This is a genomic window from Terrabacter ginsenosidimutans (assembly GCF_039539425.1).
GTDB lineage: Bacteria > Actinomycetota > Actinomycetes > Actinomycetales > Dermatophilaceae > Terrabacter > Terrabacter ginsenosidimutans.
In genome coordinates this window covers 94,145-109,417 of record NZ_BAABDC010000009.1, presented here as the reverse complement: position 1 = coordinate 109,417, position 15,273 = coordinate 94,145, and the positions used below count along the sequence as shown (strand labels likewise).

The window sequence follows — 15,273 nt, the reverse complement described above, 5'->3', positions numbered from 1 at the left end:
CGGCGCATGCCAAATGAGAGTCACGACCCGAAGGAAGGACAGCCGCTGATGTGAGCGACCAACCCGGGCACCTGAACCGAGCCTGCGCAGGCACCGGTCCTACCGTCAATGAAACAAGTAGCCGCTGTCAGCGCAGGGCCGAGTGCCGTGGATGTCGCAGTCGGGCACGTGTCACGACGGTGCGAGCACTGTCGGGCGCCCGGCGCCGGGCGATGTCACAGTCCCGTCGGGGACACTGGGGGAACACCGACCGCAACTTCGACAAGGAGTCAGCCGTGACCGAGGGAACCGTCCGCTGGTTCGATACCGACCGGGGGTTCGGCTTCATCGCCCTCGGGCAGGACACAGAGGACCTGTACGTGCATGCGTCCGAGATCGTCAGTGACGACGCGACGAAGCTGCTCCGGGAGGGGCAGGTGGTCGAGTTCGAGATCGGCGAGGGGGACCGCGGCCCGCAGGCACGCCGCGTCCGGGTCACTGCCGACCAGGGCGCCGACACACCGCTGGGCCTGCTCGGTACCGTCTCCTGGTACGAGCCGGCCAAGGGGTACGGCTTCATCACGCCCGACGGCGGTGGTGCCGAGATCTTCGTGCACAGTTCGGCCATCGTGGGGGGCGGCGTGGTCTCGGAGGGGCAGCGGGTGGCATTCCTCGTGGTCGACGGGGAGAAGGGACCACAGGCTGACCATCTGATCCCCTTGGGAGCTCGAGCCGCCCAGCAGGATGTGGCATCCGACGGGGCGGACGGCACCGTGTCCTGGTACGACGGTGACAAGGGCTTCGGGTTCATCACCCCCGAGTCGGGCGGCCCCGATGTCTTCGTCCATGTCCGGGCGCTCGCCGACGGGCTTCCCGAGCTGGGCGAGGGGGACCGGGTGACATACGACGTCGTCGAAAGCGAGAAGGGCCCGCAGGCGCGCGACGTGCGCCTCGCGCGCAGCTCGACACCGCGGGGCGCGTTCGCGACGTCGACGACCCGCGCTCGGTCGGGACACCGGGAGGCATCCGGCGTCCCGGCGCGAGGCGGTGAGGGAGTGGTCGCGCGCTACGACGCGGAGCGGGGGTTCGGCTTCATCGCCCCGGACGCGGGGGGCGCGGACCTGTTCGTGCACGTGTCGGTTCTTCGTGGCGCCGAGGCGCTCTACCCGGGCGATCGCGTCCGATACCAGGTGCGACAGAGCGATCGAGGACCACAGGCCGACCGCGTCGAACGGGTTTGAGCGGGACGACGGTCCGGGTGTAGCTGGTGTTCAGGCGTGTCCCGTTCCCGTCGCACGCTCACGCGTCGTTGAGGACGGGACGTCCGGCATGCAGACGGTGCGCGTCGTTTGCACCGGTGGCAGCCGCGCGCGACCCGCCGGTGATGGTCGAGGCTGCGCGAGGTACGGGTTTACGACCACCCCTCGTGGGGCGCCGCGTCGCTCAGCGAGGAGATGGGGGGACCCGCGGCCGTGGGCCAGATCACGGGCTCTTGGGTCAAAGGACCCTGACCGAGGCGGTTGGGCCAGTCCTATCGTCGGAGCTGGAGGCAAGGACCGTGTTCACCATTCGAATCCTGGGCGAAGTCTCCCTTCTCGCGGCCGGCAGTCACTGGTCGTGGCTGAGGTTGGCGTTCGCCAGTGACGGCCCCGATGACGTCCGCACGTGGCCGCCGGCGCGGATCCGAAGCCGCTACGGCTGGCGCCGGGCCACCGGCGTCCTGTCGGGGCTGCTGGTGGGCGGGGGGTTTCGCGATCCTGCGTCGGACGCTGCTGGGCGTCTGAGGCCGCACCTGCGGCCCAGCCAGTCCCGCGGAGACGAGCGGCGGAAGGCGGTGACCGATGATGGACGCTCGGCACACCAGTGCATCCGTCCCGCACGTTGACGACCAGGGCGCCACGACCGCCGTGGTCCGGCCGCGGGACCGCGCCAGCAACGTGTGGCGCTTCGTGGCCGCCCTCGAGGTCGTGGCCGCCGCAGTCGCGGTACTCGTGGACTGGTTGATCCCCTCCCTCGTACTCGTCGCGCTCGCCGCATTGTCGCTGCTCGTGCGCCGCCGCGGGCCTAGCTCCCTCGGCTTCCATCGACCCGCCCACCCATGGAGGCTGGTTGGTCAGATGGCGGTGTTCGCGGTCGCGTGGACGCTGTTCAACGTCGCGGTGCTGATCCCGGTCACCAACCACCTCACCGGGACCCGGCAGGACGTCAGCGCCTTCGCCGGCCTTCACGGCGACCTCCGGTTGCTCGCGACGTACTTGGCGGCATCCTGGGTGCTCGCCGCGTTCTGCGAAGAGGCCGCGTTCCGCGGTTACCTCCTGACCCGACTCACTGACGTGTTGGGACACGGACGCCTGCACGTCGCCGTCGCGGTGCTTGGATCTTCGGTGCTGTTCGGGCTGCTCCACACCGAGCAAGGTCCCGTCGGCGTTGTCGTCGCCGCCCTCGGCGGCGTGGTGTTCAGCGTGCTCCGGTACCGGTGCCGCACGTTGTGGGCGCCGGTGCTTGCGCACGGCTTCGACGACACCCTCGGATTCACTTGGTTCTTCTTCTTCGGGCCGGTCTACGGCCTGTGGTAGCCGCGGAAAGGGGGCTGAGATGAACGTGACGGCGAGACCGACATCAGGTCACATCCGGACGGCGGCGACCTTGGTTCCCCAGGCGGCAGGCGGCGACCCGCGTCGGCCGTGGTTTGCCGCCCGCAAACCTCGCGCACCGGAGCGTGGCGCGGACGTGCCGGCCGGACGCGAGGGGCTCGATCGCGGTGTCGACAGCTGACTAGGGGTCGCTAGGACGCCCCAGGGGAACCATTTCGCTCTGCGGCGTCCAGACTCAGGGATCGACGCAACTGTTGCGTCGTTGTGTCAGTCAGCGCACAGACAGCACCGCCCCTGCGGCGCACCCTCGTGGCATGAACACCACCAAGAGCATGAGCTGCACCATCGGCCGACACCACTGGCAGCCCACCCCGGTCGCGGGCATGCACGAACAAGTCTGCGTCCACTGCGGCGCCCACCGCTTCAACGCCTCGATCCACCCGGACCACGACGCACATGACGGCGGAGCCGTCATCGCATCGGGTCTCACCGCCCCTGCGGTCTTCCTTGCTGCCGGGGGCCTCGGCACCGGAGGGTTCGCGGTGGAGGGCTGGGCGGCTTCGCCTGAACACGCTGGCGCGTCGGCCGACGGCCCGCCCGAGCGCTTTGCGCTGTGATTCGATTGGCACCGACAGCGGACCCAGCAGTGCCGGCGGTTCGGTGGCGTCGGTCGGATGGGGGGCTCGTCGCACCTGCGGGACAACCTGGCGGCCCGCAGGGCCACCCGCACCGGATCCCTGGCCAGTGCGGAGGCTGCGGTGCGCACGGCGTTCGCCTCCTCTGTCGGGGACGGCTCGGGCGCCGTCGTTCTCGTCCGGGACGGCAAGGACACTGCGGTGCTCACCCACGGTCTGGCCGACGTCGGCGGCAACCGGGCACTCACGGCCCAGGACCGCTTCCCCGTGGCGAGCCTCACGAAGTCCATGGTGGCGACGGCGGTCCTCCAGTTCGTCGCCTCCGGGCGAGTTGCCCTGGACGACCCGGTCAACCGCTACCTACCGGGCATCGTGCCCTCGAACCAGATCACCATCCGGCAGCTGCTCAGCCACCGATCAGGGCTGCACGATCTGACAGATGCAGACGTGGCCGCGGTCCGGCCTCTGACCTACCAGGCGCTGCTGAAGGCGGCAGCTGCACGCCTCGACTTCCAACCCGGCGCCTTCGGCGTCTACCCCAACCAGGGCTACACCGTCCTCGGGCTGCTCATCGAGAAGCCGAGCGGCACGACGCTGGCGAAGGCGCTGCAGCAGGGGTGTTCGCACCGGCCGGAATGTCATCCACGACGCTCGCGGGCACGCCCACGGTGCTCGGCTACTCCGCCTACCGGATCGGGCAGCTGGCCGATCCACCCGACTTGGGCGACTTCTGGGCCAGCGGCGGAGTGGTGTCCACCGCGCAGGACGTCGACCGCTTCTACACCAAGCTCTTCTCCGGCGGCCTCCTGCCGGTCCGCTTCGTCCGCGAGATGGAGAAGCCCACCGGCACAAGCCCGTTCGGGTCCGGCGACTACGGCCTCGGCCCATGGATCGGCACCCTGAGCTGCGGGTCGGTCATCGGCCACGGCGGCTCCATCCGAGGCTTCAACGTCGTCGCCTGGGCGACGCCAGACCACAACCGCGCCGTCGTCGCCATGGTCAACTCCGACAACAACTCGATGGCCAACAACCTCGCCGACAAAACCCTCTGCGACTAGGCGGCGACTGCGGTCGAGCGCCCGTGCCGACTATCCGAACGCCTCCCCTACCGCCGGTTCGAACACGCACGGCTGGCGCACGCTGAGGAACACTCCCGGAGCTCGATGCATGCTGGGTAGGCGGCACCTCGAGTTCTGGGGCGGTCACGTCACCAGTCTTCGGCGGCCTTGCGCTCGGCAAGGAGGATGTCGACCTGCCCGGCCGGGCTGAACTCGCACGACTCCTCGTGCCCGTGTCGCATGATGCACATCGCGCCTGTCGGCAGATGTACCTGTGCGCAGGCACCCTGCCCTGCTGCGCCCTCGTCGACAGACGGGTTGTGGACCTCAGACACGTTGTCGGCGCCAGGGGCCGAGTCACTCGCGGACTTCGGGTAGGTCTCCATCGAGGGATCCAGCTAACTCCCCTCGCAGGCGAGGGGGCATGCGCCCCGAAGTGAGGCTCCCGCGACCCTACCGTGGTCGTCTGTGCCCCCGGGGTCCGTCGACGATCTCTCAGGAAGTTGCGAACGATGACGGCGCCCAAGACGAACCGTCGCCTGGATCATCCGAAGGACCGGCCCACATGACCCCGTGAAGACCCAACTGGTGTGTGAACCGCGACGGCCCTTCGAGTCCCGGGTGCGCCCGACAACTGCGTCGAGTGATGGCGAGAGCTTGCGGAAGTCCCTCATGACCTCGCGTAGTCGAAACCCTCCATCTGGGTCGCGGAGATCTTGAGCTCGGTGGTGATGGAAGGAGAAAACGGATGGTGGCAGGCCACGCTCATAACGGGTTGAGGGCGGCTACCCCCGCCCGTCAGCCGTCGCTGTCCACGGGCGGGCGGCACGGCGCGCCCCGGAACAGCGGGTCGGTGGTGAGGGGCCTCGCACACCTCCATGGCTGCTCGCGATCAGGTCGCAGCCTGGTGGCCTCGGGCTTTCAGCACCAGCCAAGGCAGGTCACTCGCTCCCACGTCGATCCGGGGTCCGAGACGGCGACCATCCACCCTGCGGTGGAGAAGGACGAAGCTCTCGCGTCGCACGCTCCGCCTCCCGTCACGATGCGGCGCCAAGGCCTGCGCCGTGATCGATAGTCACTCACGTGGTCACTCAGCCCGGGATCTGGGCGACCTAGCCCACACAACATGACAGCCCCTGACCGGCGTGTCCGCTGGTCAGGGGCTGTCTCGTGTTGGTGGGCGATACTGGGTTTGAACCAGTGACCTCTTCCGTGTCAAGGAAGCGCGCTACCGCTGCGCCAATCGCCCGTGGGTCGTGCTGTCCTGCTGGGTACTTCGTGGTGTCTCACCGAGGTGGAGACGGGATTTGAACCCGTGTACGCGGCTTTGCAGGCCGCTGCCTCGCCTCTCGGCCACTCCACCGTGGAAGGCAAGTGGATCTTTGCCTCCGAGCGGACGACCGGGCTCGAACCGGCGACCTCAACCTTGGCAAGGTTGCGCTCTACCAACTGAGCTACGTCCGCGGAACACCAGCGTTGTAACTTCCCGCTCGGTGCTTGGTAGACATTAGCCGATCGATCCACGAGATACAAAACCGGCTCCGACCACCTCGTCACTGCCGTCCGGCAGCACGATCGGAGGCCCGACCGGACGCCTCATCGGCAGCTCGCGCACCCTCGCCGACACCTCGCCGGATGGCCGCCTTGATGGGCCCCGCGTCCGTGCTCTCGAACTGCTGGTCGCGTCCGCGATGAACGCCGCCGGCCCTGTCGTCGACGCCTTCGGAGACGGTGGGCGTGTCGACGTGCGCCTCCGCATCGACCTCGGTGCGCGCCAGCAGCCCGCCGGCTCCTTCCATGGCCCAGTTGACGAGGCGGACGTCGGCGCCCTCGTGGAGGTCGACGGGCCAGAGCGTGCGCACGGCCGCGTTGAGGCCGGCGCCGATGAGGATGGCCACGGCCAACGCATACAACCAGATGAGCAGGACGATGGGAGTGCTCAGCGGACCGTAGATCGTCGAGCCGCCCATCGACGCCTCCAGCGAGATGCGCACGACGAAGGACGCACCGATCCAGATGGCCATGGCAAGCAGCGCGCCGGGGAGGTTGCGCCGCCACGGACTCCGTCGGGGCGTCGAGACGTGGTACATCGAGGCGAGCAGCAGCACGCTGAAGACGATGAGCGTCGGCCAGTAGAGCGCCTTGGTCACGGTCGCCGCCGGGTCCGGCAGCCAGGAGGCCAACAGCCCCGGACCGAGCAGCATGAGCGGCAGCACGACGACGGCCGACAGGATGCCGAACGTGTAGAGCAGCAGGCTGAAGGCGCGCATGTGCACGATGCCGCGGGCGTCCTTCTGCCCGTACATGATCGACACGGTGTCGACGAAGACGTTGAGGGCCCGCGAGCCGGACCACAGAGCGAGGATGAAGCCCACCGAGATGATGTCGACGCGTCCGTCGCGGAGCACGTTGCCGATGGTCGGCAGGAGCAGTTCGTTGATGCTGGACTCGGTGAGGAAGCGCGACGCATACACCTGGATCGCGGACACGATGCTGTTGATCGTGTTCGCCCCGATCCAGCCGCCCACGAAGCCGAGGCCGCCGAAGAGTCCGAGGACCAGTGGCGGAAGGCTCAGCAGCATGAAGAACGCGCCCTCGGCGGCCAGCCCGGTGACGCGGTAGCGCAGGCACACCCGGATCGTCTCCAGGGTCAGCCGCGCCAGCGGGATGCCCCACGGCACCCGCTCCAGCACTGCCCGCATCCTCGTCCGTGCGCTCATCGCCTCCGAGGCTAGTCGGGCGGAGGCGGCACGCAGCACCGGTGACCTTCGCGACACCCGTGCCCCGGCCCGCGCAGGCTGCTTGCCGCCTAGTCTCGGCGGGGTGAGCACACACGAGGTGACCAACCAGGTGCCGCCGTTCCTCGGCCACGACTTCCTTGCCGACGACATCGCGTTGCACGAGTCCGTGGACCGCTGGGCAGGACCGGACGCGCTTGCCGACCTCGCCCCGCTCGGAGCCCTGGCCGGGTCGGCGGAGGCGCAGGAGCATGCGCGGCTCGCCGACGGCAACGTCCCGGTCCTGCGCACCCACGACGCCCGCGGCAACCGGGTCGACGAGGTCGAGTTCCATCCGTCGTGGCACTGGCTCATGACCCAGGCAGTCGGAGCCGGCCTCACCGCCGAGCCGTGGACGTCGCCCGCGGGGACCGGGGCGCACGTGCGCCGCGCCGCGGGCTTCGTCGTGTGGTCCCGTGTCGAGGCCGGACACGGCTGCCCCGTCTCGATGACGTATGCCGCGGGCTCGGCCCTGCGGCACGACCCCTCCTTGGGTGCGCGCTGGCTCCCGGCCCTCGCGAGCCGCGGCTACGACTTCGGCATCCGGCCCGTGTCGCAGAAGGCCGGTGCGATCTCGGGGATGGGCATGACCGAGAAGCAGGGCGGCTCGGACGTGCGCGCCAACACGACTCGTGCGGTGCCGAGCCCGGGTGGCCCGCTGACCGGTGACACCTACCGACTGACGGGCCACAAGTGGTTCTGCTCGGCACCGATGAGCGACGTCTTCCTCGTGCTGGCGCAGGCGCCGGGAGGCCTGACCTGCTTCGTCGTGCCGCGGGCCCTCGACGACGGGACGCGCAACGCCTTCGCGCTCCAGCGGCTCAAGGACAAGCTCGGCAACCACTCCAACGCCTCGAGCGAGGTGGAGCTCGACGGCACGTGGGGCAGCCGTCTCGGCGACGAGGGGCGCGGCGTCCGCACCATCATCGACATGGTGGGGGCGACGCGCCTCGACTGCGTCCTCGGCTCGACCGCGACGATGCGTGACGCCGTCTCGCGCGCCCTGCACCACGCGCGCCACCGCGAGGCCTTCGGGGCTCTGCTCGTCGACCAGCCGCTCATGCGCAACGTGCTCGCCGACCTCGCTCTCGAGGCCGAGGCGGCCACCGTCCTGGGGCTGCGCCTCGCCCACGCCGTCGACACCGGCGAGACCGAGCTCGCCCGGATCGGCGTGGCGCTCGGCAAGTTCTGGGTGTGCAAGCGCACCGCCCCGATGGTGGCCGAGGCCCTCGAGTGCCTCGGCGGCAACGGCTACGTCGAGGAGAACGGTCTGGCGCGCCTGTACCGCGAGGCCCCGCTCAACTCGATCTGGGAAGGGTCCGGCAACGTCAACGCCCTCGACGTCCTGCGCGCAGTGACACGAGAGCCGTCCAGCCTCGAGGCCCTGACCAAGGAGCTGCACGAGGTTCGCGGACGCAGCCGGGAGCTCGACGCTCACGTGGACTCGGCTCTGGCGGGGGCCCGCTCGCTCGACCCGACGTCTGCGGCGGCCGCCTTCGGAGCCCGCGCCCTCGTCGAGGGGCTCGCGCTCGCCCTGCAGGCGAGCCTCCTCGTGCAGCACTCCCCCGGGCCCGTCGCCGACGCGTTCGTCGCGAGCCGCATCGCGGGACGTCGTGGGCACTCCTTCGGCTCGCTCGACGTGGACCTCGCCGGTGCCACCTCGGCCGTCATCGACCGCGCAGGCTGACTCAGCGTGCCGCGCGAATCCCGAAGTGCGGCATACGCCCTCGCGTCAGCTCGCTGACAGCCGCTTCTTCTCCGCCTCGACGTCGAAGTCGGCCTGCGGCCACTGGAGGTTGAGGCCCCGAAGGGCCTCCAGGAGGAGCTGCTGCACGGCGAGCCGCGCGTACCACTTGCGGTCGGCGGGCACGACGTGCCACGGGGCGCCGACCGTTGAGGTCTTGTCGAGGACTGCCTGGTAGGCCTCCATGTAGGCCCCCCAGTGGTTGCGCTCGTCGACGTCACCGGGGTTGTACTTGTAGTACTTGTCAGGACGGTCGAGACGCTCCATGAGCCGTGCCCTCTGCTCGTCCTTGGAGATGTGCGTCATGACCTTGACGACGGTGGTGCCCGCGGCGATGGCCCGGCGCTCGAAGGCGTTGATCTGGGCGTAGCGCTTGGACCACACCGCCTCAGGGACCAGCTCGTGCACCCGGACTGCCAGCACGTCCTCGTACTGCGACCGGTCGAAGACGCCGAGCTCGCCTGCGCCGGGCAGTGCCTTCTCGATGCGCCAGAGGAAGTCGTGGGCGAGCTCCTCCTTGGTCGGCGCCTTGAAGGCGGTCGCCTTGACGCCCTGCGGGTTGACGGAGATGACATGGCGCATGATGCCGCCCTTGCCCGAGGTGTCCATGCCCTGGACGACGAGGAGGACCGACCGTCTGGCGCCGGCGGTGGACTCGGCGAAGAGCCGCTCGAGCAGGTCGGACAGCTCGGCCTCGCACGCCTTGAGGGCGGCCTTGCCCGCGAGCTTGTCACCGGTGAAACCCGGAGTCCCCGAGGTGTCGACGTCGGCCAGCACGAAGCCCTTGCCGACGCGGAGCGCGTTGGCGACGTCCTTGATCTCCTCGACGGCCTCGGCCTCGTGCTCGGCGATCGCCTCGTCCTGGCTGGCCTGCTGCTTCACCTCTTCGACGGCAGCCTTGCTCGCCTTCGTGCCGGACTTCTTCTCGGACTTCTTGCCTTTGCCCTTCGCGCCCTTGCCCATGGCGTCATCCTGCCCGAACGGCGCCCTCCACGACGGGATGCGGCCCCGCCGATCCCCCGGTGTCCCCGGGCCGTCGCCGATACTGGGCCGCATGCGCCTGCTCGTTCCCGGCCGCTCCGGCCTGCCCGTCCTGACCGATCTCGACACGGCTGCGCTCTTCACTGCGTATGCCGCCCCGCGGGCGCCGTGGGTGCGCTGCAACATGGTGACCTCGCTGGACGGGGCCGCGACGGGCACCGACGGGCGGTCCGGGTCGATCAACAGCGATGCCGACCACGTGGTCTTCGACGTGCTGCGCGCCCTCAGCCACGTCGTCGTGGTCGGCGCAGGGACGATCCGCTCGGAGGGCTATCCCCCACTGTCCGTTGCCGATCCACTCGTCGACCTCCGGCGTCAGCACGGCCTCCCGGACGAGCTGCCGCTCGTCGCCGTCAGCAACCGTGGCGACGTGCCTCCCACCCTGCACGGCAGCCGCGACGGCCGGGTCCTGCTGGCGGTGCCGGCGTCGGCGCCCGGCCTCGCAGGCGCACGCCGGGAGCTGGGTGCGGACCACGTCCTCGTCTGCGGCGACGACGAGCTCGACGTGGCGGCCCTCGTCGCCACGTTGCACGAGCGCGGCTGGAGCCAGGTCCTCACCGAGGGCGGACCACGCCTGCTCGGCTCGTTCCTCGCGGCGGGCCAGCTCGACGAGCTCTGTTTCACGATCAGCCCCCGGGTCGTCGGGGGCGAGCACCCGCGTCCGGTCGGCACTGGCGGGACGCCAGCCGACCTCGACGTCGAGCTCCTCGTCGAGGAGGACGGCACCCTCATGGGCCGCTGGGTCGTCCGCCGCTGACCCTCGACCGGGTCGACCGGACGCCGCGGATCAGCGACCCAGGACGAACTCGCGCAGCACGCGCTCCCAGCGCTCTGAGTCGTAGTTCCACTCGCGGCAGTGCCGCGCCGTGTCCCAGCGCTCGAAGCGCACGAGGTCGGGGCGGCGTCCGGCGAGCGCCACCGCCGGACCGATCGGCACGAAGTCGTCGCCGTCGGAGGCGATGACGAGCATCGGGTGGCGCAGCTCGTCCGCTCGGGCCACCCAGTCGGTGCGGGCCACGTCGATCGGCTCGCGGACCCCGACGAGCCGTCGGCTGCGCCGCGAGCCCATCAGGTCGGTGGCCACCCGCACGAGCGGTCCGGGCATCCGGTGCAGCCGTCCGTGGTGACGCAGCACGACCCCCCAGTCGATGACGGGCGAGTCGAGCGCGACTCCGACGACATAGCCCGACAGGGGTGACCGGTCGAGCGTCTGCAGCACGATCGCTCCACCCATGGACCACCCGAGGAGGAGGATGCGCAGCGCACCGTGCGACACGGCATACCCCATGGCCGCCTCGACGTCGCGCCACTCCGACAGCCCGAGGTTGTAGCGGCCGTCCGGCCCCCGCGGCGCGTCGCGGTCGTTGCGGTAGGAGGCCACGAGGCTCGTCCAGCCCGCCGCCCGCAGCACCGGGACGGCGCGGAGCGTCTCCTCCCTGCGGGCGCCGCGGCCGTGGACGAGGACCGCCCAGTCGCCCCCGGCGGAGCCGCCCTCGGGACGGACCACCCAACCGGGCAGGGGCCCGACGTCGGACAGGATGCTGACTTCCTCGTCGGGCAGACCGAGGCAGACCGAGGGCCGGTCCCAGTAGTAGTACTGGTTCCACCGCGCCGGGCCGACCTCGACCTGGCCGCGGTCGACGGCGAGCAGCCTTCGAGTGACCGACGTGGCATCCGTGTCGACGATGTCGCCCACGCGGGCGTGGCCCGCTCCCCCGTCGAGCCACACCCCGTACCGGCCGGGCACGACCGTGTCGGGGGTCGCGGCGAGGGTGACCGTCTCGGCATCGTGGCGCACGATCTCGACGTCGTCGGGCTGCAGCTCGTCCGGGGTGGTCACCTTGCGGGCGAAGTAGGCCGCCGCGGCCACCGTTCCGCCGGCCACGCCCAGCACCGATCCGGTGCTCGCGGCGGCCGCCGCGAGCACCGGACGCGAGACGAGTCGGCGCACCTGCACGGCCTCATCGTCGCAAAGGACCGCTCCCCGGCAGGTCAGGTGGTCGGGCGCGCCGCGCCGGATCCGCGCCCACCCCCACAGACGTATCAAAACGGACGTCCCGCCCCTCCGTCCATCGGGAGCCTCGGGGGGACCACGAGCGGCGGGAGCCGCCACACCCGACCGTTCCCCGGCCCGGGAGGTCCCCGGGCCGGTCGCAGCCGGCGCCGGGCCGTTCGTTGCCACGGCCACACGCGGCTGTCTCGGGGTGCGAGGAGCAACCGCGCACCGCTTCTCACCATCTCGTCCCACGAAAGGGGACCACCGTGTTCACAGCCATGCGCCGCAGCGCGCTCAGCATCGCGGCGGCCGGGGCGCTCGTCGCCACACCGGCACTCGCGATGGGAGCCGGGGTCAGCCCGGCGACCTACGACGCGTCCGTCGATCCCGGTGCCACCGTGCACGTCACCAAGACCGTCACCACGCCGGAGATCCCACCGAAGCCGGACATCGTCCTCGTCGTCGACCGCACGGGCAGCATGGGCGGGGCCATCGACGACGTCAAGGCCAAGATGGGCGCCGTCATCGACGCGGTCCAGGCCGCCCAGCCCGACGCCGAGTTCGCCGTCGTCGCGTACTGCGACTCCGGCGAGACGCCGTTCAGCCTCGTCCAGCAGCTCACGTCGAGCAGGACCGACGCCGTCAACGCCGTCAACAGCATCGTCCTGTGCAACGGCGGCGACACCCCTGAGGCCCAGCTCGACGCGCTGTGGCAGATCGGGTCCGGGGGCGACCAGATCGCGTTCCGCTCGGGGTCCACCCGCGCCGTGGCCTGGTTCGGCGACTCGAACGGGCACGACCCGAGCGAGGGACACACCCTCGCGGACGCGATCGCCTCGCTCCAGGGCGTCTCGGCCAAGGTCATCGCGATCAACGTCGACTCCGGCTCCGGCAACGGGCTCGACAACGGCGGCCAGGCGACGGCCATCACCGGTGCCACCGGCGGCCAGTTCTTCGCCAACGTCGCCGAGGCCGGCGTCGCCGACGCGATCCTGGCCGGTCTCGGCAACCTGCCCGCCGAGGTCACCGCAAACATCTCGTGCGACCCGGGTCTGTCGATCGCCTTCGCCCCCACCCTGCCGCAGACGGTGACGAGCGGCGAGGACGTCGTGCTCGACGAGGCGATCACGGTCGCCTCCGGCGCGACGCAGGGCGCGACCCTGACGTGCACCACCACCTTCCTCGTCAACGGCGCCGAGGCGGGCCCGGAGTTCGTCCAGACCGTGACCATCAAGGTCAACGACGTGACCCCGCCGACCGTCGCCTGCGGTCCCGGCGTCAACCCGGACGGGGTCACCCCTCCCGGCTACAAGAAGGCGGGCTTCTACCAGCTCGTGGCGACCGACAACCTGCCGGGCACGACCGTGACCGTGTCGGACACCGCGACGGGTGCGAGCTTCGGACCCTACGCCCCGGGGACGTACGTCAAGCTGACGCAGGCGCTCGGGGCGACGCCGTCTTCGGTGCCCTTCGAGGGCATGGTCGATCGGCACGTGACGGTTCGCGGTGACCTGCTCGTGACGGCCACCGACGCGGCGGGCAACACCGCCACGGCGACCTGCACGGTCCCGCCGAACAAGAAGTGACGCTGGTCCGGCCCATGAGGGCCTGAGCACCGCGAGGGGCCCCGGCAGAGTCCGGGGTCCCTCGTCGCTGCGCAGGAGGCGTCACCCGTAAGCGCGTCGTAAGGGCCGACGCCCCACCGCCGGGCACAAACCGCGGCGACGTGGCGTTGGTCAGGACATGAGCCACCGCGACACCTCCAGCACCTCAGACAAGCCGTATGCCGTCCAGCGCACCGACGAGGAGTGGCGCGCCGTCCTGACGCCCGCCGAGTACAAGGTGCTGCGCCAGGCCGGCACCGAGCCCGCCTTCCGCGGCGAGTACACCGACACCAAGACCCAGGGCGTCTACTCGTGTCGCGCCTGTGGCAGCGAGCTCTTCCGCAGCGACACGAAGTTCGAGTCGCACTGCGGCTGGCCGTCCTTCTACTCCCCGCTGGCCGGCGACACCGTCGAGTACATCGAGGACCGGGCCTTCGGGATGAAGCGGGTCGAGGTCCGCTGCGCCAACTGCGGGTCGCACCTCGGCCACGTGTTCGAAGGAGAGGGCTACGACACCCCGACCGACCAGCGCTACTGCATCAACTCGATCTCCCTGCGCCTCGAGCCGGACGAGGGCGCCCGTCCTCAGGCCTGAGCTCCCCGCCTGAGTTCCAGGCCTGAGTTCCCGGCCTGAGTTCCCGGCCGGCTGCCCCGTCCGGGGTCTCCTCGCCTAGATTCGTCCTATGGACGACGATGGCGACATCCGCATCGGAAGTGCCGAGCGCGAGGAGGCCCTGGCGGCGCTGGCTGAGCACCACGCGGCCGGTCGCCTCGACGCCAACGACTACGAGGACCGGCGCGGAAAGGCCACGGACGCCATCGTCCGCCGCGACCTGACCTCGCTCTTCACCGACCTCCCCGAGCCGCGGCCCACGTTCCGACCCGCCGCGGGAGCAGGCGTGGCGCGGCCTCGGAGCAAGAGCTCGATGACCCAGAGCAAGGTGGCGCGCACCCTCGTCAGCCTGTCGCCGTTCATCGCCATCGCGGCCTTCTTCCTCACCCGGAGCTGGCTGGCCTTCCTGCTCATCCCGGTCATCGCCATCCTGGCGAGGGCGCTCGACGACTGACCGGCGCCGGAGGCCGTCAGCGCAGGTTGGCGACGAGCTCCGCCGCCTCGACCCGGGGCCCGGTGAAGAACGGGATCTCCTCGCGCACGTGGCGCCGAGCCCGCGATGCCCGCAGCTCGCGCATCAGGTCCACGATGCGGTGCAGCTCATCGGCCTCGAAGGCCAGCAGCCACTCGTAGTCACCGAGCGCGAACGACGCGATCGTGTTGGCACGGACGTCAGGGAAGTCGCGCGCCATCTGGCCGTGCTCGCGCAGCATGTCGCGACGCTCGCCTTCCTCGAGGAGGTACCACTCGTAGGAGCGGACGAAGGGGTAGACGCAGATGTACTTGCGGGCGACCTCGTCGGCCATGAACGCCGGGATGTGGCTCTTGTTGAACTCCGCCGGCCGGTGCAGCGCCGCATTGCTCCAGACGGGCTCGAGGTGCTGGCCGAGCTCCGTGCGCAGGAGCCGGTGGTAGGCCGACTGGAGCTGCTCGATGGTCTCGGCGTGCCACCAGACCATGAAGTCCGCGTCGCCGCGCAGGCCGGCGACGTCGTAGAGACCGCGCACGACGACGCCCTCCTCGGCGATGTCCGCCAGGAACGACTCCAGCTCGGCAGTCACCTTGCCCCGGTCGTCGCCGAGAGGTGCGCCGCTGCTGAACACCGACCACATGCAGTAGCGGATGGTGTCGTTGATCTCTCGCATCTGGGACGGGGACAGGCGCTCACTCATGGGTCCATCATCCCCCGCGGCGCTCGACGCCCCGTCAGCGGGTCGGCGGGTCAGCAGGTC

General features: G+C 70.5%; 14 protein-coding genes, 3 tRNA genes and 1 pseudogene. 10 read left to right on the top strand and 8 right to left on the bottom strand.

The genetic code is table 11. From position 1 onward, the window contains the following. Positions 1-275 precede the first annotated feature (275 nt). The 5 genes and pseudogenes from ABD831_RS19725 to ABD831_RS22290 all read left to right on the top strand — a co-directional run bounded on the left by ABD831_RS19725 (position 276) and on the right by ABD831_RS22290 (position 4,266). Entirely contained in the window at positions 276-1,220 is a 945-nt protein-coding gene (locus tag ABD831_RS19725; protein WP_344950840.1) for a cold-shock protein, read from the top strand. Positions 1,221-1,820: 600 nt separating this feature from the next. Beyond that, entirely contained in the window at positions 1,821-2,555 is a 735-nt protein-coding gene (locus ABD831_RS19720; protein WP_344950837.1) for a CPBP family intramembrane glutamic endopeptidase, read from the top strand. Between the two features lie 332 nt (positions 2,556-2,887). Then, positions 2,888-3,190, top strand: a complete 303-nt coding sequence (locus tag ABD831_RS19715) for a hypothetical protein (protein WP_344950834.1) — start codon at positions 2,888-2,890, stop codon at positions 3,188-3,190. Between the two features lie 57 nt (positions 3,191-3,247). Continuing rightward, positions 3,248-3,811: pseudogene (locus tag ABD831_RS22295) on the top strand (serine hydrolase domain-containing protein); the annotation flags it as partial. 14 nt (positions 3,812-3,825) lie between these two features. Beyond that, a complete protein-coding gene (locus ABD831_RS22290) occupies positions 3,826-4,266 on the top strand; it encodes a serine hydrolase domain-containing protein (protein ID WP_425582859.1) in 441 nt (146 codons plus the stop codon). 149 nt (positions 4,267-4,415) lie between these two features. Here the strand turns inward: ABD831_RS22290 and ABD831_RS19705 are convergent, their stop codons facing one another. The 5 genes from ABD831_RS19705 to ABD831_RS19685 all read right to left on the bottom strand — a co-directional run bounded on the left by ABD831_RS19705 (position 4,416) and on the right by ABD831_RS19685 (position 6,986). Beyond that, entirely contained in the window at positions 4,416-4,652 is a 237-nt protein-coding gene (locus tag ABD831_RS19705; protein ID WP_344950829.1) for a hypothetical protein, read from the bottom strand. A 788-nt stretch (positions 4,653-5,440) separates the two neighbouring features. After that, positions 5,441-5,515: transfer RNA gene (locus ABD831_RS19700), tRNA-Val, on the bottom strand. A gap of 43 nt (positions 5,516-5,558) precedes the next feature. Continuing rightward, positions 5,559-5,629, bottom strand: a tRNA-Cys gene (locus ABD831_RS19695). Between the two features lie 28 nt (positions 5,630-5,657). After that, a tRNA-Gly gene (locus tag ABD831_RS19690) sits at positions 5,658-5,730 on the bottom strand. 89 nt (positions 5,731-5,819) lie between these two features. After that, positions 5,820-6,986, bottom strand: a complete 1,167-nt coding sequence (locus ABD831_RS19685; protein ID WP_344950826.1) for a YihY/virulence factor BrkB family protein — start codon at positions 6,984-6,986, stop codon at positions 5,820-5,822. A gap of 103 nt (positions 6,987-7,089) precedes the next feature. Between ABD831_RS19685 and ABD831_RS19680 the strand changes: the two genes are divergently transcribed. Next, positions 7,090-8,730, top strand: coding sequence for an acyl-CoA dehydrogenase family protein (locus tag ABD831_RS19680; protein ID WP_344950823.1), 1,641 nt, complete (start codon positions 7,090-7,092; stop codon positions 8,728-8,730). Positions 8,731-8,775: 45 nt separating this feature from the next. Here ABD831_RS19680 and ABD831_RS19675 read toward each other — a convergent pair whose 3' ends face one another. Beyond that, a complete protein-coding gene (locus ABD831_RS19675; protein ID WP_344950821.1) occupies positions 8,776-9,750 on the bottom strand; it encodes a polyphosphate kinase 2 family protein in 975 nt (324 codons plus the stop codon). A 91-nt stretch (positions 9,751-9,841) separates the two neighbouring features. Between ABD831_RS19675 and ABD831_RS19670 the strand changes: the two genes are divergently transcribed. Then, positions 9,842-10,585 (top strand): dihydrofolate reductase family protein, encoded by a 744-nt coding sequence (locus ABD831_RS19670; protein ID WP_344950818.1) that lies wholly within the window; start codon positions 9,842-9,844, stop codon positions 10,583-10,585. A 30-nt stretch (positions 10,586-10,615) separates the two neighbouring features. Here ABD831_RS19670 and ABD831_RS19665 read toward each other — a convergent pair whose 3' ends face one another. Then, complete coding sequence (locus ABD831_RS19665; protein ID WP_344950815.1) at positions 10,616-11,785, bottom strand: alpha/beta hydrolase family protein; 1,170 nt, start codon at positions 11,783-11,785, stop codon at positions 10,616-10,618. 305 nt (positions 11,786-12,090) lie between these two features. Here ABD831_RS19665 and ABD831_RS19660 point away from each other — a divergent pair, with 305 nt between their 5' ends. The 3 genes from ABD831_RS19660 to ABD831_RS19650 all read left to right on the top strand — a co-directional run bounded on the left by ABD831_RS19660 (position 12,091) and on the right by ABD831_RS19650 (position 14,495). Continuing rightward, positions 12,091-13,410, top strand: a complete 1,320-nt coding sequence (locus ABD831_RS19660) for a vWA domain-containing protein (protein WP_344950811.1) — start codon at positions 12,091-12,093, stop codon at positions 13,408-13,410. A gap of 157 nt (positions 13,411-13,567) precedes the next feature. Further along, positions 13,568-14,023, top strand: a complete 456-nt coding sequence (msrB, locus tag ABD831_RS19655; RefSeq protein WP_142177803.1) for a peptide-methionine (R)-S-oxide reductase MsrB — start codon at positions 13,568-13,570, stop codon at positions 14,021-14,023. A gap of 88 nt (positions 14,024-14,111) precedes the next feature. Next, a complete protein-coding gene (locus tag ABD831_RS19650; RefSeq protein WP_344950807.1) occupies positions 14,112-14,495 on the top strand; it encodes a DUF1707 domain-containing protein in 384 nt (127 codons plus the stop codon). Between the two features lie 16 nt (positions 14,496-14,511). Here ABD831_RS19650 and hemQ read toward each other — a convergent pair whose 3' ends face one another. Continuing rightward, on the bottom strand, positions 14,512-15,213 hold the full coding sequence (gene hemQ / locus ABD831_RS19645) for a hydrogen peroxide-dependent heme synthase (protein WP_344950804.1): 702 nt from the start codon (positions 15,211-15,213) through the stop codon (positions 14,512-14,514). Positions 15,214-15,273: the final 60 nt, after the last annotated feature.